Source organism: Flavobacterium hercynium, from assembly GCF_002217285.1.
Classification (GTDB): Bacteria; Bacteroidota; Bacteroidia; order Flavobacteriales; family Flavobacteriaceae; genus Flavobacterium; species Flavobacterium hercynium.
Map to the genome: position 1 here is coordinate 50,211 of NZ_MUGW01000034.1, position 21,675 is coordinate 71,885.

The window sequence follows — 21,675 nt, forward strand, 5'->3', positions numbered from 1 at the left end:
GCGTATCACGAACAATGAAACTCGTGTTGAACGGAACTGCTGAGATTCCGCAACTATGGGTTTTTCGATAAATGAGTTATAAAATATCATTCAAGATGACAGAGGACATTCAAGAATTACAAGGTTTTGTAATTATTACACCAGATGAAGATTAATAGATGCACTGCTGTGCATCTCTACGTTTAATGCATAAAAAAAACCGAGTCATTTCTGACCCGGTTTTATATTCAATTGTCGTAAAGATGCACTGCAGTGCATCTCTACATTGCACATTGCGTCTCTACAGAGGTAAATTATTTTACTTCTTCGAATTCAACGTCTTCAACATTGTCTCCAGCAGATTGCTCTTGTTGTGGAGCTGCTTGTTGACCACCTTGATCTCCTTGAGCATACATAGCTTCTGTAGCTGTTTTCCAAGCTGCATTGATGTTGTCAAGAGCTGTTTGAATAGCTGTGATGTCTTGAGATTGGTGAGCCATTCTCAATTCAGTTAAAGCGTACTCTACAGCAACTTTATGGTCGTCAGCTAATTTGCTTCCTAACTCTTTCAATTGACTTTCTGTTTGAAAAATCATGCTGTCAGCTTCGTTTAATTTCTCAGCTCTTTCTTTAGCAATTTTATCTGCATCAGCGTTAGCTTCAGCATCTTTTTTCATTTTTTCGATTTCTTCAGCTGTTAATCCAGAAGAAGCTTCGATACGGATATCGTGAGATTTTCCTGTTCCTTTATCAGTTGCAGAAACTTTGATGATACCATTTGCATCGATATCGAAAGTAACCTCGATTTGAGGAACTCCTCTTGGTGCTGGTGGAATACCATCTAAGTGGAAACGACCGATAGTTTTGTTATCAGCAGCCATAGCTCTTTCACCTTGCAATACGTGAATTTCAACAGATGGTTGAGAATCAGCAGCAGTTGAGAAAACTTGTGATTTTTTAGTTGGAATAGTTGTGTTAGACTCAATTAATTTAGTCAATACACCACCCATAGTTTCGATACCTAAAGATAAAGGTGTAACGTCAAGTAACAATACATCTTTTACATCTCCAGATAAAACTCCACCTTGAATAGCAGCTCCAATAGCTACAACCTCATCAGGATTAACTCCTTTTGATGCTTTTTTACCAAAGAATTTTTCAACTTCGTCAGCGATTCTTGGCATACGAGTAGAACCTCCAACAAGGATTACTTCGTCAATATCAGATGTAGATAAACCTGCATCTTTTAATGCTTTAGCAACTGGCTCCATAGAACGTTTTACTAAAGTATCAGATAATTGCTCAAATTTAGCTCTAGATAATTTTTTTACTAAGTGTTTTGGTCCTGAAGCAGTAGCAGTTACGTAAGGTAAGTTGATTTCAGTTTCAGCAGAAGATGATAATTCAATCTTAGCTTTCTCAGCAGCTTCTTTTAAACGTTGTAATGACATTGGATCTAAACGTAAATCAATACCTTCTTCAGATTTGAATTCGTCAGCTAACCAGTCAATAATAACTTGGTCAAAATCATCACCACCTAAGTGAGTATCACCATTTGTAGATAATACTTCAAATACACCGTCTCCTAATTCAAGAACAGAGATATCAAAAGTACCTCCACCTAAATCGTAAACAGCAATTTTTTGATCAGTTCCTTTTTTATCTAATCCGTAAGCAAGTGCAGCTGCAGTTGGCTCATTGATGATACGCATAACTTTAAGACCAGCAATTTCACCAGCTTCTTTTGTAGCTTGACGTTGTGCATCGTTAAAGTAAGCAGGAACAGTAATAACCGCTTCAGTTACAGTTTGACCTAAATAGTCTTCAGCAGTTTTTTTCATTTTTTGAAGTGTCATTGCAGACAATTCTTGAGAAGTGTATAAACGACCATCAATATCCACACGTGGTGTATTGTTGTCTCCTTTTACTACACTGTAAGGAACTCTTTTTGCTTCTTCTGTAGTTTCAGCAAAAGTGTGTCCCATAAAACGTTTAATAGAAGCAATCGTTTTTGTAGGATTCGTTACTGCTTGTCTTTTTGCAGGATCACCTACTTTGATTTCGCCACCTTCAACAAAAGCGATGATAGATGGAGTTGTTCTTTTTCCTTCTGCGTTAGGAATAACAACTGCTTCGTTACCTTCCATTACAGAAACACAAGAGTTCGTCGTACCTAAGTCAATTCCGATTATTTTACCCATTTTTTATATATTTAGTTTTAGATATACTATTTTATAACTCACGTGGCATAAGTCAATCTTTGTGCCAATATAAAAAACAAAGTAAATTGTCAGTTCTAATGTCTGACCGTCAAAAATTATCTGACAACATGACATTTAAAAAACCTGACACTTGTGGCATAGCAGTACTTAACATGTCATTATTAGCGTTTAGTAACGTCATTTTATACGACAGTTCAAGGAAAAACAACGCATTAATACTTTAATGTCTTTCAAAATTTTCAAGTAATGCATGAAATATATACATTAGCATATTCCTAAAATTCAATCAATATAAGATGGAAAATTACAGCATCATTATTTTTATTCTTACCATCGTTATTGGTCTTTCTGCCTTTGCCGATAAAATAAAACTGCCTTACCCTATTTTATTGGTTATTGTAGGAGTTGCAATTGGATTTATTCCCACAATGACTGAAATTCAAATTAATCCCGAGATTATATTTTTGATATTTCTTCCTCCTTTATTATATGATGCTTCATTTAATATTTCGCCAAAAGATTTCAAAACGAATCTTAATACTATCAGTACTCTGGCAATAACATTAGTTTTTCTTACTACTTTTTGGATTGCCGTAGTTGCTCATTATCTAATTCCAAATATAACCTGGCCTTTGGCATTTGTACTTGGCGCAATTCTTTCTGCAACCGATGCTGTGGCAGCCGTAAGCATTACCAAAGGACTCGGAATACCACATAAAACCATTACAATCCTCGAAGGAGAAAGTTTAATCAATGATGCTTCAGCATTAGTTGCCTATCGTTTTGCTGTCGCTGCTGTAATGGGTTCTGCTTTTGTAATCTGGAAAGCAACACTTGAATTTCTATTATTACTGGGCGGTGGATTTTTGGTAGGTTTTGTTATGGCAAAAATATTAAGCGTCATATTAAATAAAGTACATAAAAACACCAATGTTACCATAAGTTTTATGCTGCTAATGCCTTTCGTTACCTATTTAGTTGCAGAGCATTTGCATGTTTCAGGAGTAATTGCAGTTGTCATTTCGGGATTGGCAATTGCTCGTTTCAGTAAAAAAATATTCCCTGAGAACTTAAAAAACAGTTCCCGAAGTTTGTGGGACATTATCATCTTTTTACTAAACGGATTAATCTTTATCCTAATCGGACTTAATTTCAGATATATTTTAAAAGACATTGATAACGATATGATTTTACCTTATATAGGTTATGCTTTTATTATCACAATTGTAGCTTTGCTAATTAGAATGGTTAGAATTTTTCTTCAGAAAATAAATCTTCAAAAAGCTTTTCAAAGAAACGAAAAACGAAAAAGAAAAGTAAGCGAACATGCGCTACTTGATTTCAACAACAGTATTATTCTTAGCTGGTCAGGGATGCGAGGAATTGTTTCTCTTGCCATCGCTATTGGTTTACCCAAAGAATTGCAAGACGGAACCCCGTTTCCGGAGCGAACAGTTATTATTTTTATCTCCGTTGCTGTTGTATTAATAACGCTTATTGGACAGGGACTTACTTTGCCACTAATTGTCAAAAAACTAAACGCAAAAAAAGAAGCAGATTCCAATTCTAAATCAAGCATTTAACTTCTTAATTAATTTAAAAAATAAATACTGATCTAAAAAACGTTAACAACTGTACTATTTTTCTATACTTTTACGCAACCAAAAACCAAATTTTTAACTAAAACCAAAACCAACTTAATGAATGATAATTTAAAATATGCTACTAAACTATTTGGCAGCGCTACATTCAGTTTTCTTAAAATAAACATTCTGGGACAATTAGTACTGGGTCTTCTCTCACTAATTTCTATACTTACAATTGTTTTTCAACTATCCGGACAAAGCGGTGGCGGACCAGCACATGCAGGTGGTGGCGCAGGTATCCTGTTTTTGTTTATGATTAGACCAATTGGCTTTCCGGTAGTATTTCTGGCTATGTTAATTATTCCTTTTGCGTTATTTTCTCTTGGAAATAAATACATTCTATCCAAAACCATCAATAAATTATTATCTGATAAAGGCGAAACTATACTCTTCCCTATTATCGACAAGGTTCTTAATAAACTAAAATCGAAACAGCCAGATTTATTAAAACAAGGAACAGATAAAACAAAGCTAAAACTAAAAGTAATTCAGGAAATCAGAGATACGAACGACAACAAATGGTTGAAAAAAATCATTATTTACGGCTTTGAAAAAGTAAGTCTTGACGATGTTGATTTTACAGATAAAAACGTAAGCTTTACCGACATTATCAAAAACAAAATGATTACCGGATTAAAAAATGTCACAGAACCAAGCAGAAACTTTTTCTGGATTATGCTCGGAATTCAAATCACGATTTTAGTTCTGATTAGTACCAAAATTATTTAAATACCACCAAATAATAAAACCTACAAAACATGAATACTGAATTAGAAAGCAGCTTTGATGATTTTGATAAAGCTCCGGTGATCCGACGAAAACTTCTTCCTTGGTGGATCAAAATCTTTTGTTGGCTTTTTATGATTTTGTCGCTTTGTGCTCTTGGTGCCGTAATTACAAATCTATTCATGCCTAATGTAAATGTATCTCTGTACGGCTTTTCCAGCGACACTGCATTTTCAGGCATAGGAATGTTCATTATTATTACTATGCTAATAAAAGGATTTGCTGCTTATTCACTTTGGTTTGAAAAAGACAATGCTATAGTAGTTGGCAAAATAGATGCCATTTATGGTATCATTATTTGTTTATTCTCCATGTTTGTGCTTCCTTTTATTGCAGAAGACAATCGTTTTCAATTACGTATTGAGATCATACTTCTGATCCTTTTCAATTGGAAACTAAACAAAATAGAATATGAATGGGATAATCTGGAAAGCATTTAAGAAAACAGTCCAAAAAGAAAATAGCGACCTGACTAGTTCCTAAAATTATAGGATTTCGTACCTTTAGAAAGTGATACTTTTTAAATCTCCTTTTTGAGATTTTCTCATTCAAACTAAAACCTTATGTTCGATTTTGCAAATGATTTTAAGATAGGTGTTATCATTGCCATTATTGCTGTGACTACCATCTTTTTAGGAGCTGTTACAGACAAGGTACTCCGTTATTTCTTATATCGTAAACTAAATGATAAAGGATATGATGCAACAGGTTTTAAGTTCTTAAAACACTTGATCATCACCGTAATTTACATTCTGGGATTTGCTTTTGCTTTAATTCAAATTCCTGAGTTCAAAATTATCGGACATTCTTTTTTAGCCGGAGCCGGTGTTATTTCTTTAGTAGCGGGACTAGCCTCACAACAAGCTTTAAGCAATATCGTAAGCGGAATTTTCCTTGTCATTTTCAAACCTTTCCGTATCAACGATAAAATCACCATCAATAATTTTGTAGGCATAGTCGAAGACATCAACTTAAGACAAGTTGTCCTTAAAGATGCTGAAAACAATCGAATTATAATTCCAAACTCCGTTATCAGCAATCAGATTATTGTCAATACCAACATGCATGACACGAAATGCTGCAAAGTCATAGAAATTGGTATTGGTTACGAATCCAATATCGAAGAGGCATTAGCGATCATGCAGGAAGAAATTGCAAAACATCCTTTGTTTATTGACAACCGAACAGCTGAAAACAAAGAACAAAATACTCCTTTGGTTGTGGCTCGGGTTGTGGCTCTTGCCGATTCCAGCGTAACATTAAAAGCCTGGGCTTGGGCAAAAAACTCTACAGACGGATTTGTACTCTATTGTGATTTATTACAAAGTATCAAAAAACGTTTTGACTTAGCAAACATCGATATTCCTTATCCACAAAGAGTTGTAACGCTAAAAAATAGCGAAACCAACATTTTAAAATAATTCTCTATATGGCATCCTCTGAAATTGTTCCCATAGACACGTTACATCTTTTTTCTATTCTGGACGAATTATTAATAGAACTTTTAAATTCTTTAACTGATGAAGAATGGAATGCTCAGACTGTTGCAAAAAAATGGACGGTTAAAGACATTGCCTCTCACCTGCTTGACGGAAATCTAAGAGGTTTATCGATCTCACGAGATCATTATTTTGGAGAAAAGCCAGAAAACATAAACTCTTACAACGATTTAGTTGCTTTTTTAAATCAGCTCAACATGTCATGGACTACAGCAACAAAGCGGTTAAGTCCTGTAGTTTTGACTGAACTATTAGCTATTACCGGCAAACAGTATTCTGAACATTTACAATCTTTAAATCCATTTGAAAATGCTATTTTTTCAGTTGCCTGGGCGGGACAGGAAACCTCTTTAAACTGGTTTCACATTGCACGTGAATACACTGAGAAATTTCTGCACCAGCAACAAATTAGAAACGCTGTTGGCAAGCAGGCACTTTTTACAAAAGAATTATTTTATCCGTTCATCAACATCTTTATGCAGGCACTTCCGTATGCTTACAGAAATGTAGCCGCAAAAAATGGCACCCTAGTAACGCTTATTGTCAATACCGAAATTGGTGGTCAGTGGAGCATCATTAAAAAAGAAAATGAATGGGAGTTTATCGAATCCTTTGACAACAAAGCAGCTGCAACTCTAAAAATTGATCCAAATGATGCCTGGTTGCTATTTTCAAAAGGAATTAGACCTTCTGAAGCTAAAGAAAAAGTAGAAATTACAGGAGACAGACAGTTGGGCGAAGTTGCTTTAAATATTATCGCTGTCATGGCGTAATTGGAAACCGATAATTTCTGATAACTTTAAGACTATATTTTTTGAATTTAAAATCGTTAACTTTAATTTTAAGTACACGAAATTCGAAGACTATGCTTGAATTTCTAAACCACAACAAACATTAACCTTAAAAACCAACAATATGTTTACGATAGAACAAATAAAAGAAGCACATGCCAAAGTGCAAACCGGTGCTGATTTTCCAAATTATATACAAGACCTTATTATTTTAGGCGTAAAAGGATACGATACCTTTATAAATGACGGACATGTCGAATATTATGGTGTCAATAATTACGTGGTAACTTCTGATGAAAAATATGATGTAATCACAGTAGCGCCTACCGCAAACAAAGAACGCTTTATTGAGTTTCTGGTACAGCATCAGGAAGGACAAACCGACTATCTGACCTTTTGTAATCAGGCAGCACAATGTGGTATCGCCAAATGGAGAGTTGATATTATCGAAATGACCTGTACTTATCTTGATCAGGAAGAACACGAAATATTGATTGAGAAAATTCCTGATTAAAAATTCTAAAATCTAATTTTAAATGTCACAAACTATATCTCCTCTATTGCATCCAGATGAATTAGTAAAACTGCAGCATAATCCTGACGTTGTACTAATCGATGCCAGAGCGGGTGCAAATGCCGAAGAAAACTACAAAAAACAGCATCTTAAAGGCGCACGTTATGTCAATTTAAATCAGGATTTAGCAACAGTCGCAGATGATCCTGCAAACGGAGGCAGACATCCGCTTCCGTCATTTAAAAAGTTTACAGCTGTACTTTCTAATTTAGGGATTTCACCAACAAGTCATGTCATAGTTTACGATGACAAAAATGGTTCTAATGCAGCAGCCCGATTTTGGTGGATGCTTAGAGCAATTGGACACGAAAAAATTCAGGTTTTAAACGGCGGTTTGCAAGCAGCATTACAAATAGATTACCCTATATCTTCAGGAACAGAAAATTTTGAAGTAACAGCTCCTTATCCCATTTCAGAATGGAAATTAGCTCAGGCAACTATAGACGAAGTCGAAATCGCACGAAACAGCTCTAAAAGCATTGTTATTGACGTCAGAGACAAAAACAGGTTCGACGGACTTACAGAACCTCTCGATTTAATTGCAGGACATATTCCGGGCGCAATAAACATTCCGTTTAGCGAAAATCTGGATCAAAATGGATTCTATAAAACACACGAAGTTTTAGCCGAAAAATACAAACCGTTTTTCAACAATCACAAACCAGAAAACAGTATTGTGCATTGCGGATCAGGAGTAACGGCATGTCACACGCTGTTAGCGTTAGATTACGCTGGAATACCAATTCCAAAACTCTACGTAGGATCCTGGAGCGAATGGTCAAGAAACGATCGCGAACTGTTTACCATTGACACAAAATAATTTATAAGCCATACAAATGCAGCATTGGGATATCCTTTTATCAAATCAGGTAAATAAAAAAGCCTTTATTGAAACCATACTTAACAGCCAAGCAACAGGAGAATTAGCTATTTTTAACAGCAAAAAAGGCATTCTGTTCTCTGATATTGCCATCGAAAAATTTATCGAAAAAGAATACCAATACGATGTCATAGAAGCTTCACCGGATTCACACAGGCAATTGCGAACTTTCTCTTCCGGGGAACGCAAAAAAGAATTTCTGAAATACTGCATCAATCAAAATCCGGATTTTATCATTTTCGATAATCCGTTTGATCATTTAGATCAAGCTTCGAGAGTTATTCTGGCAGATTCTTTAAAAAACTTAGCCGATAATGTTGCCATTATTCAATTGCTAAATCGTTTTGCAGATGTACTTGAATTTGTACCCAATAAAGTACAGATCAAAGACAATACTTTTGAATTGCATCCGATCACAAAAACCGAAAATCATTTCAAAACCCTTACCACAGCTTCGATACCAAAAGCTATAGAACCTCCGCATACCTTTCCTGAAAGTGTTTTAATAAAAATGGAAAACGTCTCGGTAAGTTATGACGATCGCAAGATAACAGATAATATTTCGTGGACGATAAAACAAGGTGAATTCTGGCAGCTTATTGGTCCCAATGGTGCAGGAAAAAGCACACTTCTTTCTCTAATCACAGGTGATAACCCGAAAGGTTTTGGACAGAATTTGTTTTTATTTGGTAGAAAAAAAGGCAGTGGCGAAAGCGTTTGGGATATCAAAAAGCAAATCGGAATTTTCACTACTTCCATGACCGACCTTTTTCAGAAAGGGCACACCTTAGAACAAATGATCCTGTCCGGTTTCTTCGATTCGATCGGACTTTACAATGAACCAACTAATCTGCAAAAACAAATTGTAGCACAGTGGCTCGAGGTCATCGAAATGAGTACTCTTGCTAAAAAACGTTTCATTGATCTTTCTATAGGACAACAACGTGTTGCTTTGATCGTTCGTGCAGTCTTAAAACACCCGCCTTTACTAATTCTCGACGAACCCGTAGAAGGTCTTGACGATGAGAATGTCGATTTGGTAATTCAGCTTATCAATACCATCAAACAAGAAACCAATGTGACTATTTTGTACGTATCACATCGTATAGAAGCTGGGCTTGCTCCTACTTCTGTTTTTGAACTTGTGCCTAGTCCAACAGGATCGATTGGGAAAATTCATAATATTTAAGGATTGAAAAATTGAAAGGATGAAAAAATTAAAGATTGCGTAGTAATCCAACAACTATCAACCAAAAACCATCAACCAGGAACTCATCAAAACAAAATGAAAAACATCATCATAATAGCAATTTCAATCCTGTTCGCTTCATGTGCAGGTAGTATTGCAACCACAGAAAAAGAATATCATATAAATAAAACTGTTGCATTAAAATCAGAATGGAAATCCAATCCTAAAGAATGGCGATTAGAAAATGATACTTTAACAGGATCCGGAGGACCAATGCATTGGGCAGTTATAGAATCTAAAAAGAAATTACCCAAAAACTACGAGATTGATTTTAAAGTAAATATAACCCGAGAATCCCTTTTCGAAGTAATGTTAAATATCGACAAAGAAAACTACATTAGAACTTATCTCTATAATATCGACCAGAACATCGTGATTGGAAAAGGAGTTTACAAAAAAGGAAGCGATGAATACGAAAAACGTGGCGGGCCAACTTTGTTTAAAAAACCAATGAAGTTAGAAAACAACCAATGGTATGCTGTAAAAATCAGAGTGGCGAACAATCAACTGTTTTTTTCAGTCAATAACGAGACATTTTTAGAATGTTCTATCGAAAAAAGCAAGCTAAGCCAACAAGGAAAACTAGGTTTCTTAACCAATGGCGAAGCAAAAATAACTGATTTAAAGATTCAAAAATTGAAGGATTAAAAAAAGCTCCAAAAGGAGCTTTTAAATTTATTAAGACATTATCTAATTTTCTAATTAACAAAATTATCTAATTAACTTTCCTCTTCTTCCATATTGTGCGTCTTTCCGTAATTACGCCACTTCTCAATACAATCCTGAAAATCTTGCGGTAATTCCGTATCAAAACGCATCATTTCGCCTGTGTTCGGATGCACAAAACCTAAGGTTTTAGCATGCAAAGCCTGACGTGGTAATGCTTTAAAACAGTTTTCGATAAACTGTTTGTATTTCGTAAAAGTGGTTCCTTTCAAAATCAAATGACCTCCGTAACGTTCATCATTAAACAACGGATGTCCAATATGTTTCATGTGTGCACGAATCTGGTGTGTTCTACCCGTTTCTAACTTACATGAAATCAAAGTCACATAACCAAAACGCTCCAGAACTTTATAGTGCGTAATAGCAGGTTTTCCAATCTCAGGATCAGCAAAAACAGCCATTTGCATGCGGTCTTTTAAATGTCTTGCAAGGTTTCCTTCAATCGTACCCGCTTCATCAGCAACATTCCCCCAAACAAGAGCAATGTATTCACGTTCTGATGTTTTAGCTTCAAATTGTTTTGCCAGATGCGTCATTGCCGCTTCCGTTTTTGCCACAACCAAAAGTCCCGAAGTATCCTTGTCAATTCTATGCACAAGACCCGGGCGTTCACTGCTGTTCATTGGCAAATTATCAAAATGATGCGCCAATGCATTTACCAGTGTTCCCGTATAATTACCATGACCAGGATGTACCACCATTCCCGGTTCTTTGTTGATCAAAAGCAATGCTTCATCTTCATAAACAATATTCAACGGCAAATCTTCCGGAAGAATATGGTTTTCAAATGGTGGATGTGTTAGCATTACGGTAACAACATCGAAAGGTTTAACCTTATAATTTGATTTTACAGGAATATCATTTACAAAAATATTACCCTCAGTAGCTGCGTTCTGAATCTTATTTCGGGTTGCATTCTGAATCAAATTCATTAAATATTTGTCAATTCGCAAAAGCGCCTGACCTTTTGGTACTTCAAATCTAAAATGTTCGAATAACTCGTCTTCTAGATCTAAATTTTCATTATTATTGTTCATTATCTGGTGTTTCACTTGGGGTAGCCAAACTATCTGTCGGCTGACTTTCATCTACATACGAAGCTTTTCCGTCTCCTAAAACCAAATCAATTTTAGAAGCTTTAAGCACACGATCTCCCGCTTTTACATTTCTGCCTTTGTAACGCATTTCTAGAACCATATCCTTCCCTAAGTTCGGAATATAAGTAATCGTTCCTTCTTCAAGCCCTAAAGCCTTCAAAGTCGGTACCGCCTCACGGTATGTTTTATCAACTAAATCAGGAATTTTAACAGACGAAAATCCCGATGCATTAATTTTAATATATATTTTTCTTCCCACTTTTACCTTAGTTCCAGGCAACGGATCTTGCTCTACAACACTAAATTTAGGGAACTCACTACGATAATCAACACTATCTAAAAGAACATAATCCAAGTCTAAATCGTCCAATTTCTGTTCCACCTGCTCTTCTGTCAATTTCAGCAAAGTCGGAACCTCAATTTCATGTCCGTGATCAGTTGTAAAAGTCAGCCAATGCATAAACAAATAACCTAAAAGTGCAATAATAGCAATCGAAATTAATATCTGTACAAAAAACACGCGACTCGTTAAATACTTAATTAAACTCATAAAATTATTTTTAGTTGACGCAAATATAAACCTATTTCGTTTCAAAAAAAATGATAATTTTGTTTAAAACAAGAAAGCTTACAATACACGTTATTATTAAGGAGCTGTTTCCTGCTGTACGCTATATCTTTTTGTTTTTAAAGAAAAAACAAAAAGGATGCCGCTTCCATCAGGGCTAGGACTTTAGGTTTCATAAAAACAATATTTGATATTGAGTTTTCAAAACACAAAGACCAGCTAACATTGATTAACTCCAGAACTGATAACGAATAATCTGAAATAAAATTTTAAACAATAAAATAAATGAAAAACATAGCCATTATTATGGGTGGATATTCCAGCGAATACAAAATTTCTCTTATCAGCGGAAATGTCGTTCACCAATATCTTGACAAAACAAAATACAACGGATTCCGCATTCATATTTTTAAAGAAAAATGGGTTTATGTAGACCAAAACGATGCTGAATTCCCAATTGACAGAAACGATTTCTCTGTAACCGTAAATGGAGAGAAAATCAAATTTGACTGTGTTTTCAATGCTATTCACGGAACTCCGGGCGAAGACGGATTAATGCAGGCTTATTTCGAATTATTAAGTATCCCACAATCTTCTTGCGATTATTACCAATCTGCATTAACATTCAACAAGCGTGATTTATTATCCGTTCTAAAACCATACGGAATCAAAACTGCCATCTCTTATTACCTAAATAAAGGTGATGTCATCAATACAGCCGAAATCGTAAAAAAAGTAGGTTTACCATGTTTTGTAAAACCAAATAAAGCAGGTTCAAGTTTCGGAATCTCAAAAGTAAAAACCGAAGCTGAATTACCAATTGCCATCGAAGTGGCATACAAAGAAGACAACGAAATCATCATCGAAAGCTTCCTGGACGGAACAGAAGTTTCTGTTGGAGTAATCAATTACCAAGGTGAAATAAAAGTATTGCCTATTACAGAAATCGTTTCAGACAATGATTTCTTTGATTACGAAGCCAAATACGAAGGAAAATCACAAGAAATCACACCAGCAAGAATCTCTGACGAGTTAACACAAAAAGTAGGAGAAACAGCGAAACGTGCTTACGAAGTCCTAAAAATGAAAGGATTCTCAAGAAGCGAATTCATCATCGTAGACAACGAACCGTACATGCTCGAAATGAATACCATTCCGGGACTAACCACAGAAAGTCTGATTCCACAACAAGCCAAAGCTGCCGGAATATCACTGGAAGATTTATTTACCAATGCAATCGAGTTAGCGCTTGCCTAAAAAAACATAATGGTTCTAAAATACTAAGTTGCTACGGCACTAAGATTTTAGAACCTTTTTTTATCCAAAATCATCTCATAATCAATTAAAAACCTTAGTTCCTGAACCTTTCAGCAACTTAGAACCTCCAAAAAAATGAAAGAAATTTTCGAGTGGAATAGACTCTTTTTCAATAACCTTCCGGAAATTTTCATTCTCGAAGTAATTTTTCGCTCTACCGTAATGTTTATCATTTTATTGCTGACATTAAAACTTGCGGGAAAACGTGGTGTAAAACAATTATCGATTTTCGAAACTGTAATTGTAATCGCTCTGGGATCAGCAGCCGGTGATCCTATGTTTTACGAAGATGTCGGAATCGTTCCTGCAGCCATCGTATTTATCGTAATTATTGCTTTGTATCGTGCTGTTACCTGGTTAACGGGAAAAAGCAAACACTTTGAAGAATTTATCGAAGGAAAAACAGAATGCCTTATCAACGAAGGCAAATTTTCACTAAGATCCTTTAAAAAAGAAAGTCTTGCCCAAGACGAGTTTTTCTCTGAATTGCGTATCAAATCTATTGAACATTTAGGTCAGGTAAGACATGCTTTTATAGAAACCAGCGGCGAAGTAAGTATCTTTTATTATGAAGATAAAGATGTAAAATACGGATTGCCTATTTTACCAAGCTTGTTTAATGAAAAAAGTAAAATTATTTCAGACAACGGAATTTATGCCTGCACTTTTTGCGGACATATCGAAGAACAGATTCCCGGAACCGCAATTTGCGAAGTCTGCAAAAAAAACGAATGGGTTCCAGCCATAAAAACACTCCGAATCACTTAAAATATTCAACTAAAGCCTCCTTTACAACTAAACTTAGAAAACTACAAGATGAGAAAAGCTATATTCCCAGGATCCTTTGATCCTATTACGTTAGGTCACGAAGATATTATCAAAAGAGGTATTTCATTATTTGATGAAATTGTAATTGCCATTGGTGTCAATGCCGAAAAGAAGTACATGTTCTCTCTTGAAGAAAGAAAGCGTTTTATCGAAGAAACTTTCAAAGACGAACCAAAAGTATCTGTAATCACGTACGAAGGTTTAACCATAGATTTAGCAAAAAAACTAAAAGCCAACTTTATTTTAAGAGGACTTCGCAATCCTGCTGATTTCGAATTCGAAAAAGCAATTGCACACACGAACAGAAAACTATCCAAAATAGAAACCGTATTCTTACTAACAGCAGCAAGCACATCATACATTAGCTCAAGCATCGTTCGTGATGTATTGCGCAATAATGGTGAATATGAAATGCTGGTTCCAAAAGCAGTGCGTGTAAAGTAATTATATGTTATATCTAAGTGCTGCCAGAACACAAAGCTGTGTTTCTATTTTAGTTTGTCTCTTTATATCTTTAAACCAGTCATTTGCCCAAAGTAAATTGGATTTTTCAAAAGAAATTCAAAACACAAAAGACTATAACTTTACAGAAATTGAATTTGCGGATACAGCAGAAAACATAATACTTAGCAGCACTTTAATAACGCCTAAAAAGGCTTATTCTAAAATTGTAGTCATTACTCCCGGAAGCGGACAAGACACCCGCAATTCGCATTACGTTCTGGCAGAAAATTTACTGGCAAACGGAATTGCGGTCTATCGCTTTGATGACAGAGGTGTTGGCAAATCAAGAGGAACGGTTAACTTTAGCGTAGATCAAATCATAACAGATTTGTTTTACGCCATAGATAACCTTCAAAAAATAGATTCTTTATCTCAAAAACAAATCGGATTATTGGGACATAGTTTGGGAGGAATTGCCACTATCGATAATTATCAAAAAGGATTTAAACTCGATTTTCTTGTTTTAATGGCTACTCCAATCGAGAAATTTGGAAAATTCACCAAACCCCAATATCAATCCAAACCTAATGCTGAAAAAGTAAGTACGAAAACAGTATTCCAAAACATTCAAATTCCAATGCTTTTTGTTGCAGGTACAAACGATAGCTTTTTCGAAAGTAATAAAACAGTCGCTTTAATAAATAATCTGAATAACAAAAATATAGAAACCAAAATCCTCAAGGATTTGAACCATTTTCTTCGACAAGAAACAGATGATTGGAAAAAAACAAAAGAATACCAATCGCTTTACGAAATAGATTCCACAGCGCTTGAAATTATAACCAATTGGATTAAAAAAGTCTGAAACAGAAAAAGATTAAATTCATTATTTTAACAACCAAAAAAAACTAAAATGTTATTTTACTACGGAACCAAAGCAAGTAACCTAAAAAATGGTCAAATCATTAATGTAGATTGTCCAAGCTGCGCTACAAACGTATCAATGATCTACAGTATTTATCAAAGATATGCGCACCTCTATTTGATCCCATTTTTCCCTATCAAAAAATCGACTTTTATTGAATGTAATTCTTGCAAAAAAACCTTTGAAAAAGCGGAATTACCTTCTGCAATTCAGCAAAAATTAGAAAGAGAAAAAGAAAAACATGTTGTTAAAACACCTATATGGATGTTTTCAGGGATTTTTATTATTGCTATTGTTGCTGCGATAGGTGTATATAGTTCACATCAAACAGATGTTGACAGCGAAAGTTATGTCAAAAGTCCAAAAGTAGGCGACGTATACTTTTTAAATTCAACAGATAAATTTTACACGACAGTAAAAATAGATGAGATCTTAAAAGACAGCTTAAATGTTTTAGTAAATGATATGGAAATTGGAAGAAAATCAGAAATTTATAAAATTGATGTTGATTCAAATTATAATAAAAAAGAAACAATCGCCAAAAAAGATATCTTAGAACTGTTTAAAGAGAAGAAATTATTCGAAGTGAAAAGAGAATAATAATTTAGTCCTCAAATACTTGTGAAATGTAGTAGATAACTGTACTTTCGCCAAAATTTAAGATTATAAATAATGAGCATCGAAAGAGAATTAAACAAACGCAGCGGATCTAAATGTGAACTTTGTGGCGCTGAAGAAAACCTAAAAGTATATCAGGTATTACCAACTCAAAAAGGAGGACTTGACGAAAGCGTAATGGCTTGCAGTACTTGTGTCGACCAAATTGAAAACCCTGATAATGTAGATTTAAATCACTGGAGATGTTTAAATGACAGTATGTGGAATGAAAATGTTGCCGTTCAGGTTGTAGCATGGAGAATGCTAAGTCGTTTACGCGCTGCAGGATGGCCACAGGAATTACTGGATATGATGTACTTAGATGAAGATACTCTAGCTTGGGCGCAAGCAACAGGAGAAGGCGAAGACGATGAAAATAAAATCATTCACCGCGACAGTAATGGTGTAATTTTAGAACATGGCGATTCTGTAGTTTTAATCAAAGATCTTAAAGTAAAAGGATCAAGCATGGTAGCCAAACAAGGAACTGCCGTACGTAACATTCGTTTAGATCATGAAAATGCCGAATACATTGAAGGAAAAGTAGACGGTCAGCAAATTGTTATCATTACACAATACGTGAAGAAAATATAGGTTTTTTAAAGGTGCAAAGGTTCTGAGGTGCTAAGGTTCAAAGGTTTTTTTATTGCTGGCGCAATTTTAAACTTGAAACCTCAAACAAAAAGACTTAAAAAACTTGAAACAAAAAAACGGGTCATTCAATGAATGACCCGTTTTTTTATTGGTATGAAATACTAAATTATTTTTGGAATAATTTATTGATTTGATCTTTTACGAAAGGCTCAGAAACACTATTTGTTGCAGAACCAGCTTCTTTACTAGAAACCATAAATTGAACTGTAGCTTTCTCAGGTAAAACACTTCCTGTGTAGTGTAACCAAATATAGTTGTTTGGTAATTCTAATTTAATATCATACAAAGGGCTTGCACTGAAACCTCCCATGATGATGTTGTATAGACTTGTGTAATCGTTATTTAAATTTCTAAATGAAAATTTTCTTTGGCTTGAAGACTCTTCATCATTTTGGATGCTAGTGTAGTAAACAGTATATTCATCTCCAATTTTTTGAATATAGTTGTTATTTACTTTTCCTAATCTTTCAACTGGTACAGTTTCAAGAACTTTAATTTGAGCAACAGAAACAAAACTAAAGAACAAAATGGCAAGGGTAATAATCTTTTTCATAATAATTTGGGGTTATTTTTTTACTAATATAACAAACGCCGAAATTATGAAAAATTACTTCTAAATCAATCCTTTTATTAACATTAAATTGTGAATTTTGACGAAATATGTCCTAATCTAACAAAATGCGAACACAACTTTTTCAAAATCAGCAAATTAATCATTTCAAACCAAATTAAATCTGTTTAAAAATTTAACATTCTGATTTGCAATAAAAACAGTTCAGAGGTATCTCAGTTTAATTTTCATAAGATTTTACCTAAAATAAAACCTGACTCTAAAACATATATCTTCTCTAAAAGTCTAATACAAAACAGTTAAGCAAAAAATTACCTTTCTTCTTCTTTTTTAACCACTTTACGGGCAACTTCAATTTTAAATTTCTTGCCTTTCATTTTTTCATCTTTTATATGATGAAGCAGGTCTTTTACTTTTCCGAATTTAACTGCTGCAAACGAAATAAAATCTTTTACTTCTATTAATCCTAAATCGCCTTTTTCTAATTTTCCTTTTTGAGAAAAGAAACCAACGATATCAATTTTATTTAGTTTTGTTTTCTTTCCGCCACTAATATAAATAGTTTGAAATTCAGGTGGTTTTGGCAAAGTAGTCGCGTTATCGACCTTCAAAACATCCATTCCGTAATCTATATAGTCGAGTTGTTTTTCACTTTCGTGAATGATGATGTACGCTGTACCAGATGCCTGCATACGAGCTGTACGTCCGTTACGATGTGTAAATTCATCTTCTTTTAGCGGTAAATGATAATGAATAACGTGTTTCATTTCCGGAATATCCAATCCACGGGCAGCTAAGTCAGTTGTAATTAAGTAACTCATACTTCCGTTTCTAAATTGAATCAAAGCACGCTCACGCTCATCCTGATCCATTCCGCCATGATAATATGTAGCGTAAATTCCTTTTTCATTCAGTGTATCGCTAATACGCTCTGCTGCATCACGGTGGTTACAAAAAATAATAGCCGATTGTGATTTCAAAGAACAAATTAAATTAAACAAACTTCCCAATTTATCTTTTGCAGGCGAAACAACCATTTTCATTGAAAGATTGGTTTTTTCTTCTTGCTCCGGAATAAAATCTAAAATAGTTGGATTTACAACTCTGGTATATCTTGGAATCTCAATATCTGATGTAGCAGACACCAAAACACGTTTGTTTAGTTTACTTAATTTTCCAATGATATACGACATTTGCTCATGAAAGCCCAATTGCAAAGACTTATCAAACTCGTCTAATACTAAAGTCTGAATTTTATCAGTGCGAAAGGTATCTCGGTCTATATGATCTGCAATTCTACCCGGAGTTCCTATCAAAACGGCTGGCGGATTGCTTAAATTTTTTATTTCAGTATCAATTGAATGTCCACCGTAACAGATGTTTACTTTGTACTGTGTTCCCATTTTTTTCCAAACCTGCTCAATCTGCAAACCTAATTCGCGCGAAGGCACCAGAATTAAACATTGAACTGAAAGAATTTCAGGCTGCAGTAATTCTAAAACAGGCAACAAAAAAGCCAACGTTTTCCCCGATCCTGTTGGAGAAAGCAGTAAAACATTAGTATCATTTAAAATAGCGTCCTGAGCTACTTCTTGCATTTCGTTTAGGCTTTCAATTCCTAAGTTCGAAAGTATGTTGTTGGAATGGTGATTTTTATTCATTTTGCAAAAGTAGTTAAAAAAAGTTGATGGTTTGTGGTTGTTGGTTGATGGTTATTTTTGTTTCAAGTTTTTTTATTTAATCTCGCAAAGTCACGAAGCCGCAAAGTTATAATCAGAAAGACTTGTAATTTTTTTGCTTTTTTTGTTTTTAAAACATTGCGGTTACATTGTCGACAAAGCTTATTAACGTGAAACCTGAAACTTGAAACAAACAAAGTTCACCAACTTGAAACTTGAAACAAAAAAAACATGAAACAAATAAACCCAAAAAAACTATATTTGAATTTCTATTAAAACCAAAATAATGAAACTTTTTACCTTACCCCTTTTACTTTTCACAATCACCATTTTTGCTCAAAACACTAAAAAATACGATACTTTTTTCGAGAAAGGAAACGGAAATCAGTCTGCTTCGTATGCTGAGACGATTGCGTATTTCAAACTTTTAGCGCATGATTTCAAAACGATTGAGATTAAAGAAATGGGATTGACAGATTCAGGAGAACCTTTGCACATGGTGGTTTACAATCCTGATGCAATATTCGATTTTGAGGCAATTCAAAAAAATAAGGCGGTACTTTTTATTAATAACGGTATTCACGCTGGTGAACCTGACGGAATAGATGCTACAATGCAATTTTACAGAGATTTAGCGATCGGAAAGTTAAAAGCCCCAAAAAATACGGTTTTAGTCACTATTCCGGTTTATAATATTGGAGGCGCCTTAAACCTTAATTCAACTACCAGAGCCAATCAGGACGGACCGGAAATATATGGTTTTAGAGGAAACGCGAGAAACTACGATTTGAATCGCGATTTAATGAAATCAGACACGCGAAATACAAAGAGTTTTGTTGAAATTTTTCAGAAAATAAATGCCGATGTTTTCATTGATAATCACGTGAGCAATGGTTCTGATTATCAATACAAACTAACCTACATCATGACGCAGCACAATAAATTAGGTACTGTTTTGGGTGATTTCATGAATACCGAAATGATGCCTGCTTTGGTGAAAGATTTACAGCAAAAGAAAATCGAAACAACACCGTATGTTGATTCTTTTAAAGATACACCCGATAAAGGATTTGGACAATTTGTGGATAGTCCGCGTTATACAACAGGTTATACTTCCTTGTTTAATACCATTGGTTTTGTGGTGGAAACACACATGCTGAAAAAATACGCAGAACGTGTAAAAATGACCTACGAATACACCAAATCGACTTTGGATTTTACCGATGCTAATTATAAAAAAATCAAAGAGCTGCGCGTAAAAAACCTAGAGCAATACCAACCTAAAAAATCGTATACCTTAAAATGGGAATTGGACAGCACCAAAGCAACAACATTTTCGTTTTTAGGATATGAAGCGGATTACAAAAAAAGTGAAGCCACAACCGGAAATCGTTTGTATTACGACCGTACAAAACCGTATAAAAAAGACGTTCCTTACATCAAAGAATTCAAATCGGTAAAAGAAGTTGTGATTCCGAATGGGTATATCGTTCCGCGTGGGTATTGGAATGTTATCGACTTACTGAAAAACAATAACATTGCTTACACTCCACTTAAAAATGATACGATCATAGAAGTAGAAAGCTATAAAATTGCCGATTTTAAAACGGTTCCTTCTGCTTACGAAGGACATTACTTGCACAGAAATACGACAGTAACTTCTAAAATCGTTAAAATGGCTTTTGCCAAAGGCGATTACTTTGTTTCAACCCAGCAAAAAGGTGTAAAATATTTATTGGAAGCTTTTGAACCTGAAGGTGTTGATTCGTTTTTTAATTGGAATTTCTTCGATGCTATTTTACAGCAAAAAGAACATTACTCGGACTATATTTTTGAAGACACAGCAGCAAAACTCCTAAAAGATAATCCAGCCCTCAAAGCGGAATTAGAAGCAAAAAAACAAAGTGATACCGAATTTGCTAAAAACCCTTCTGCTCAATTGAACTGGATTTACAAACATTCTGTTTATTATGAGAAGTCGCATTTACAGTATCCTGTTTATAGGGTGTTGTAGGGTTTTAATGTAATTCTACTATTTTCCTAATATCATAATAATTAAAATGACATACAAGCTGTTTCTAGACGATTTACGAAATGTAAAAATGGTTTACAAAAACCTAACTGACAACGATTTTGTTATCGTTAGAAATTTCCATGATTTCAAAAAAGTAATTATTGAAAATGGTCTTCCTGAATTAATTAGTTTTGATAACGACTTAGGTTTAGATGAAAACGACAATATTGCCGAAGATGGGTATGCTTGCGCTAAATGGTTGGTTTACGAATCCGGACTTGATCTTGAAAATCTAAAATTCAATGTTCATTCTGCAAATCCTGTTGCAGCTCAACAAATTCAAAGCTTACTTGATAATTATATTAAGCATTTGAAAGCTAATTCAAATAATTAAATAATAATGATGTGAACTTTTTTCAGGACAAGACAAGGAAATACTTTCCAATATTTCTATAAAGCATTCTACTCAAAGTTCCGGAGGAACGAACGATTTTGTAGCAACGGATTTTAATCCGTTGTTTAAATAACGACCGCAGCTAAAGTTCCGTAGGAACGATCGATTTTATTTG

General features: G+C 34.6%; 22 protein-coding genes. 17 read left to right on the forward strand and 5 right to left on the reverse strand.

Translation table 11 applies throughout. The features are described 5' to 3' along the window. Positions 1 to 293: 293 nt before the first annotated feature. Positions 294 to 2,180 carry a molecular chaperone DnaK gene (dnaK, locus tag B0A66_RS16055; RefSeq protein WP_089050875.1) on the reverse strand — a complete coding sequence of 629 codons (1,887 nt, stop codon included), beginning with the start codon at positions 2,178 to 2,180 and terminating at the stop codon, positions 294 to 296. A gap of 317 nt (positions 2,181 to 2,497) precedes the next feature. Between dnaK and B0A66_RS16060 the strand changes: the two genes are divergently transcribed. The 9 genes from B0A66_RS16060 (at position 2,498) to B0A66_RS16100 (ending at position 10,274) form a co-directional block, all read left to right on the forward strand. Next, positions 2,498 to 3,784 (forward strand): Na+/H+ antiporter, encoded by a 1,287-nt coding sequence (locus B0A66_RS16060; protein ID WP_089050876.1) that lies wholly within the window; start codon positions 2,498 to 2,500, stop codon positions 3,782 to 3,784. 117 nt (positions 3,785 to 3,901) lie between these two features. Beyond that, complete coding sequence (locus B0A66_RS16065) at positions 3,902 to 4,576, forward strand: hypothetical protein (protein ID WP_089050877.1); 675 nt, start codon at positions 3,902 to 3,904, stop codon at positions 4,574 to 4,576. Between the two features lie 29 nt (positions 4,577 to 4,605). After that, positions 4,606 to 5,073, forward strand: a complete 468-nt coding sequence (locus tag B0A66_RS16070) for a hypothetical protein (protein WP_089050878.1) — start codon at positions 4,606 to 4,608, stop codon at positions 5,071 to 5,073. 123 nt (positions 5,074 to 5,196) lie between these two features. Continuing rightward, complete coding sequence (locus B0A66_RS16075) at positions 5,197 to 6,054, forward strand: mechanosensitive ion channel family protein (protein ID WP_089050879.1); 858 nt, start codon at positions 5,197 to 5,199, stop codon at positions 6,052 to 6,054. Between the two features lie 8 nt (positions 6,055 to 6,062). After that, the gene (locus B0A66_RS16080; protein WP_089050880.1) at positions 6,063 to 6,905 is read left to right on the forward strand and encodes a maleylpyruvate isomerase N-terminal domain-containing protein; all 843 of its coding nucleotides are present in this window, start codon (positions 6,063 to 6,065) and stop codon (positions 6,903 to 6,905) included. 142 nt (positions 6,906 to 7,047) lie between these two features. After that, complete coding sequence (locus tag B0A66_RS16085; protein ID WP_089050881.1) at positions 7,048 to 7,437, forward strand: DUF1398 domain-containing protein; 390 nt, start codon at positions 7,048 to 7,050, stop codon at positions 7,435 to 7,437. A gap of 22 nt (positions 7,438 to 7,459) precedes the next feature. After that, positions 7,460 to 8,317, forward strand: a complete 858-nt coding sequence (locus B0A66_RS16090) for a sulfurtransferase (RefSeq protein WP_089050882.1) — start codon at positions 7,460 to 7,462, stop codon at positions 8,315 to 8,317. 16 nt (positions 8,318 to 8,333) lie between these two features. Continuing rightward, positions 8,334 to 9,566 carry an ATP-binding cassette domain-containing protein gene (locus B0A66_RS16095; RefSeq protein ID WP_089050883.1) on the forward strand — a complete coding sequence of 411 codons (1,233 nt, stop codon included), beginning with the start codon at positions 8,334 to 8,336 and terminating at the stop codon, positions 9,564 to 9,566. A 96-nt stretch (positions 9,567 to 9,662) separates the two neighbouring features. Further along, a complete protein-coding gene (locus tag B0A66_RS16100) occupies positions 9,663 to 10,274 on the forward strand; it encodes a hypothetical protein (protein WP_089050884.1) in 612 nt (203 codons plus the stop codon). Between the two features lie 71 nt (positions 10,275 to 10,345). Here the strand turns inward: B0A66_RS16100 and B0A66_RS16105 are convergent, their stop codons facing one another. Beyond that, the gene (locus B0A66_RS16105) at positions 10,346 to 11,389 is read right to left on the reverse strand and encodes an RluA family pseudouridine synthase (RefSeq protein WP_089050885.1); all 1,044 of its coding nucleotides are present in this window, start codon (positions 11,387 to 11,389) and stop codon (positions 10,346 to 10,348) included. Next, the gene (locus B0A66_RS16110) at positions 11,379 to 11,999 is read right to left on the reverse strand and encodes a PASTA domain-containing protein (RefSeq protein WP_089050886.1); all 621 of its coding nucleotides are present in this window, start codon (positions 11,997 to 11,999) and stop codon (positions 11,379 to 11,381) included. Before B0A66_RS16110 ends, B0A66_RS16105 begins: the two co-directional genes overlap by 11 nt. A gap of 303 nt (positions 12,000 to 12,302) precedes the next feature. Here B0A66_RS16110 and B0A66_RS16115 point away from each other — a divergent pair, with 303 nt between their 5' ends. The 6 genes from B0A66_RS16115 (at position 12,303) to B0A66_RS16140 (ending at position 16,782) form a co-directional block, all read left to right on the forward strand. Next, positions 12,303 to 13,274, forward strand: a complete 972-nt coding sequence (locus B0A66_RS16115) for a D-alanine--D-alanine ligase (RefSeq protein ID WP_089050887.1) — start codon at positions 12,303 to 12,305, stop codon at positions 13,272 to 13,274. 135 nt (positions 13,275 to 13,409) lie between these two features. Next, the gene (locus tag B0A66_RS16120) at positions 13,410 to 14,102 is read left to right on the forward strand and encodes a DUF421 domain-containing protein (RefSeq protein WP_089050888.1); all 693 of its coding nucleotides are present in this window, start codon (positions 13,410 to 13,412) and stop codon (positions 14,100 to 14,102) included. 48 nt (positions 14,103 to 14,150) lie between these two features. Next, positions 14,151 to 14,606 (forward strand): pantetheine-phosphate adenylyltransferase, encoded by a 456-nt coding sequence (gene coaD, locus B0A66_RS16125; RefSeq protein WP_089050889.1) that lies wholly within the window; start codon positions 14,151 to 14,153, stop codon positions 14,604 to 14,606. A gap of 4 nt (positions 14,607 to 14,610) precedes the next feature. Further along, positions 14,611 to 15,471 (forward strand): alpha/beta hydrolase, encoded by an 861-nt coding sequence (locus B0A66_RS16130; protein WP_089050890.1) that lies wholly within the window; start codon positions 14,611 to 14,613, stop codon positions 15,469 to 15,471. A 48-nt stretch (positions 15,472 to 15,519) separates the two neighbouring features. Continuing rightward, positions 15,520 to 16,131, forward strand: coding sequence for a zinc-ribbon domain-containing protein (locus B0A66_RS16135; RefSeq protein WP_089050891.1), 612 nt, complete (start codon positions 15,520 to 15,522; stop codon positions 16,129 to 16,131). Between the two features lie 72 nt (positions 16,132 to 16,203). Continuing rightward, a complete protein-coding gene (locus tag B0A66_RS16140) occupies positions 16,204 to 16,782 on the forward strand; it encodes a PhnA domain-containing protein (protein WP_089050892.1) in 579 nt (192 codons plus the stop codon). A gap of 166 nt (positions 16,783 to 16,948) precedes the next feature. On the opposite strand, the gene B0A66_RS16145 is transcribed toward B0A66_RS16140, so the two are convergent. After that, the gene (locus tag B0A66_RS16145; protein ID WP_089050893.1) at positions 16,949 to 17,395 is read right to left on the reverse strand and encodes a hypothetical protein; all 447 of its coding nucleotides are present in this window, start codon (positions 17,393 to 17,395) and stop codon (positions 16,949 to 16,951) included. A gap of 329 nt (positions 17,396 to 17,724) precedes the next feature. Further along, positions 17,725 to 19,074, reverse strand: coding sequence for a DEAD/DEAH box helicase (locus B0A66_RS16150; protein ID WP_089050894.1), 1,350 nt, complete (start codon positions 19,072 to 19,074; stop codon positions 17,725 to 17,727). Between the two features lie 304 nt (positions 19,075 to 19,378). On the opposite strand from B0A66_RS16150, the gene B0A66_RS16155 reads away from it, so the two are divergent. Both B0A66_RS16155 and B0A66_RS16160 read left to right on the forward strand, forming a co-directional pair. Next, positions 19,379 to 21,106: a M14 family metallopeptidase gene (locus B0A66_RS16155; RefSeq protein ID WP_089050895.1), complete on the forward strand. Its 1,728-nt coding sequence runs from the start codon at positions 19,379 to 19,381 to the stop codon at positions 21,104 to 21,106. 46 nt (positions 21,107 to 21,152) lie between these two features. Further along, positions 21,153 to 21,500 carry a cyclic-phosphate processing receiver domain-containing protein gene (locus B0A66_RS16160; protein WP_089050896.1) on the forward strand — a complete coding sequence of 116 codons (348 nt, stop codon included), beginning with the start codon at positions 21,153 to 21,155 and terminating at the stop codon, positions 21,498 to 21,500. The last annotated feature ends 175 nt before the right edge of the window (positions 21,501 to 21,675 follow it).

Coding starts and splice junctions, on each gene's coding strand:
- B0A66_RS16130 (WP_089050890.1), top strand. CDS start 14,611: ATGTTATATCTAAGTGCTGCCAGAACACAAAGCTGTGTTTCTATTTTA.
- B0A66_RS16095 (WP_089050883.1), top strand. CDS start 8,334: ATGCAGCATTGGGATATCCTTTTATCAAATCAGGTAAATAAAAAAGCC.
- B0A66_RS16065 (WP_089050877.1), top strand. CDS start 3,902: ATGAATGATAATTTAAAATATGCTACTAAACTATTTGGCAGCGCTACA.
- B0A66_RS16120 (WP_089050888.1), top strand. CDS start 13,410: ATGAAAGAAATTTTCGAGTGGAATAGACTCTTTTTCAATAACCTTCCG.
- B0A66_RS16150 (WP_089050894.1), bottom strand. CDS start 19,074: ATGAATAAAAATCACCATTCCAACAACATACTTTCGAACTTAGGAATT.
- B0A66_RS16145 (WP_089050893.1), bottom strand. CDS start 17,395: ATGAAAAAGATTATTACCCTTGCCATTTTGTTCTTTAGTTTTGTTTCT.
- B0A66_RS16080 (WP_089050880.1), top strand. CDS start 6,063: ATGGCATCCTCTGAAATTGTTCCCATAGACACGTTACATCTTTTTTCT.
- B0A66_RS16105 (WP_089050885.1), bottom strand. CDS start 11,389: ATGAACAATAATAATGAAAATTTAGATCTAGAAGACGAGTTATTCGAA.
- B0A66_RS16115 (WP_089050887.1), top strand. CDS start 12,303: ATGAAAAACATAGCCATTATTATGGGTGGATATTCCAGCGAATACAAA.
- B0A66_RS16090 (WP_089050882.1), top strand. CDS start 7,460: ATGTCACAAACTATATCTCCTCTATTGCATCCAGATGAATTAGTAAAA.
- B0A66_RS16135 (WP_089050891.1), top strand. CDS start 15,520: ATGTTATTTTACTACGGAACCAAAGCAAGTAACCTAAAAAATGGTCAA.
- B0A66_RS16155 (WP_089050895.1), top strand. CDS start 19,379: ATGAAACTTTTTACCTTACCCCTTTTACTTTTCACAATCACCATTTTT.
- B0A66_RS16160 (WP_089050896.1), top strand. CDS start 21,153: ATGACATACAAGCTGTTTCTAGACGATTTACGAAATGTAAAAATGGTT.
- B0A66_RS16070 (WP_089050878.1), top strand. CDS start 4,606: ATGAATACTGAATTAGAAAGCAGCTTTGATGATTTTGATAAAGCTCCG.
- B0A66_RS16060 (WP_089050876.1), top strand. CDS start 2,498: ATGGAAAATTACAGCATCATTATTTTTATTCTTACCATCGTTATTGGT.
- B0A66_RS16140 (WP_089050892.1), top strand. CDS start 16,204: ATGAGCATCGAAAGAGAATTAAACAAACGCAGCGGATCTAAATGTGAA.
- B0A66_RS16075 (WP_089050879.1), top strand. CDS start 5,197: ATGTTCGATTTTGCAAATGATTTTAAGATAGGTGTTATCATTGCCATT.
- B0A66_RS16085 (WP_089050881.1), top strand. CDS start 7,048: ATGTTTACGATAGAACAAATAAAAGAAGCACATGCCAAAGTGCAAACC.
- coaD (WP_089050889.1), top strand. CDS start 14,151: ATGAGAAAAGCTATATTCCCAGGATCCTTTGATCCTATTACGTTAGGT.
- B0A66_RS16100 (WP_089050884.1), top strand. CDS start 9,663: ATGAAAAACATCATCATAATAGCAATTTCAATCCTGTTCGCTTCATGT.
- dnaK (WP_089050875.1), bottom strand. CDS start 2,180: ATGGGTAAAATAATCGGAATTGACTTAGGTACGACGAACTCTTGTGTT.
- B0A66_RS16110 (WP_089050886.1), bottom strand. CDS start 11,999: ATGAGTTTAATTAAGTATTTAACGAGTCGCGTGTTTTTTGTACAGATA.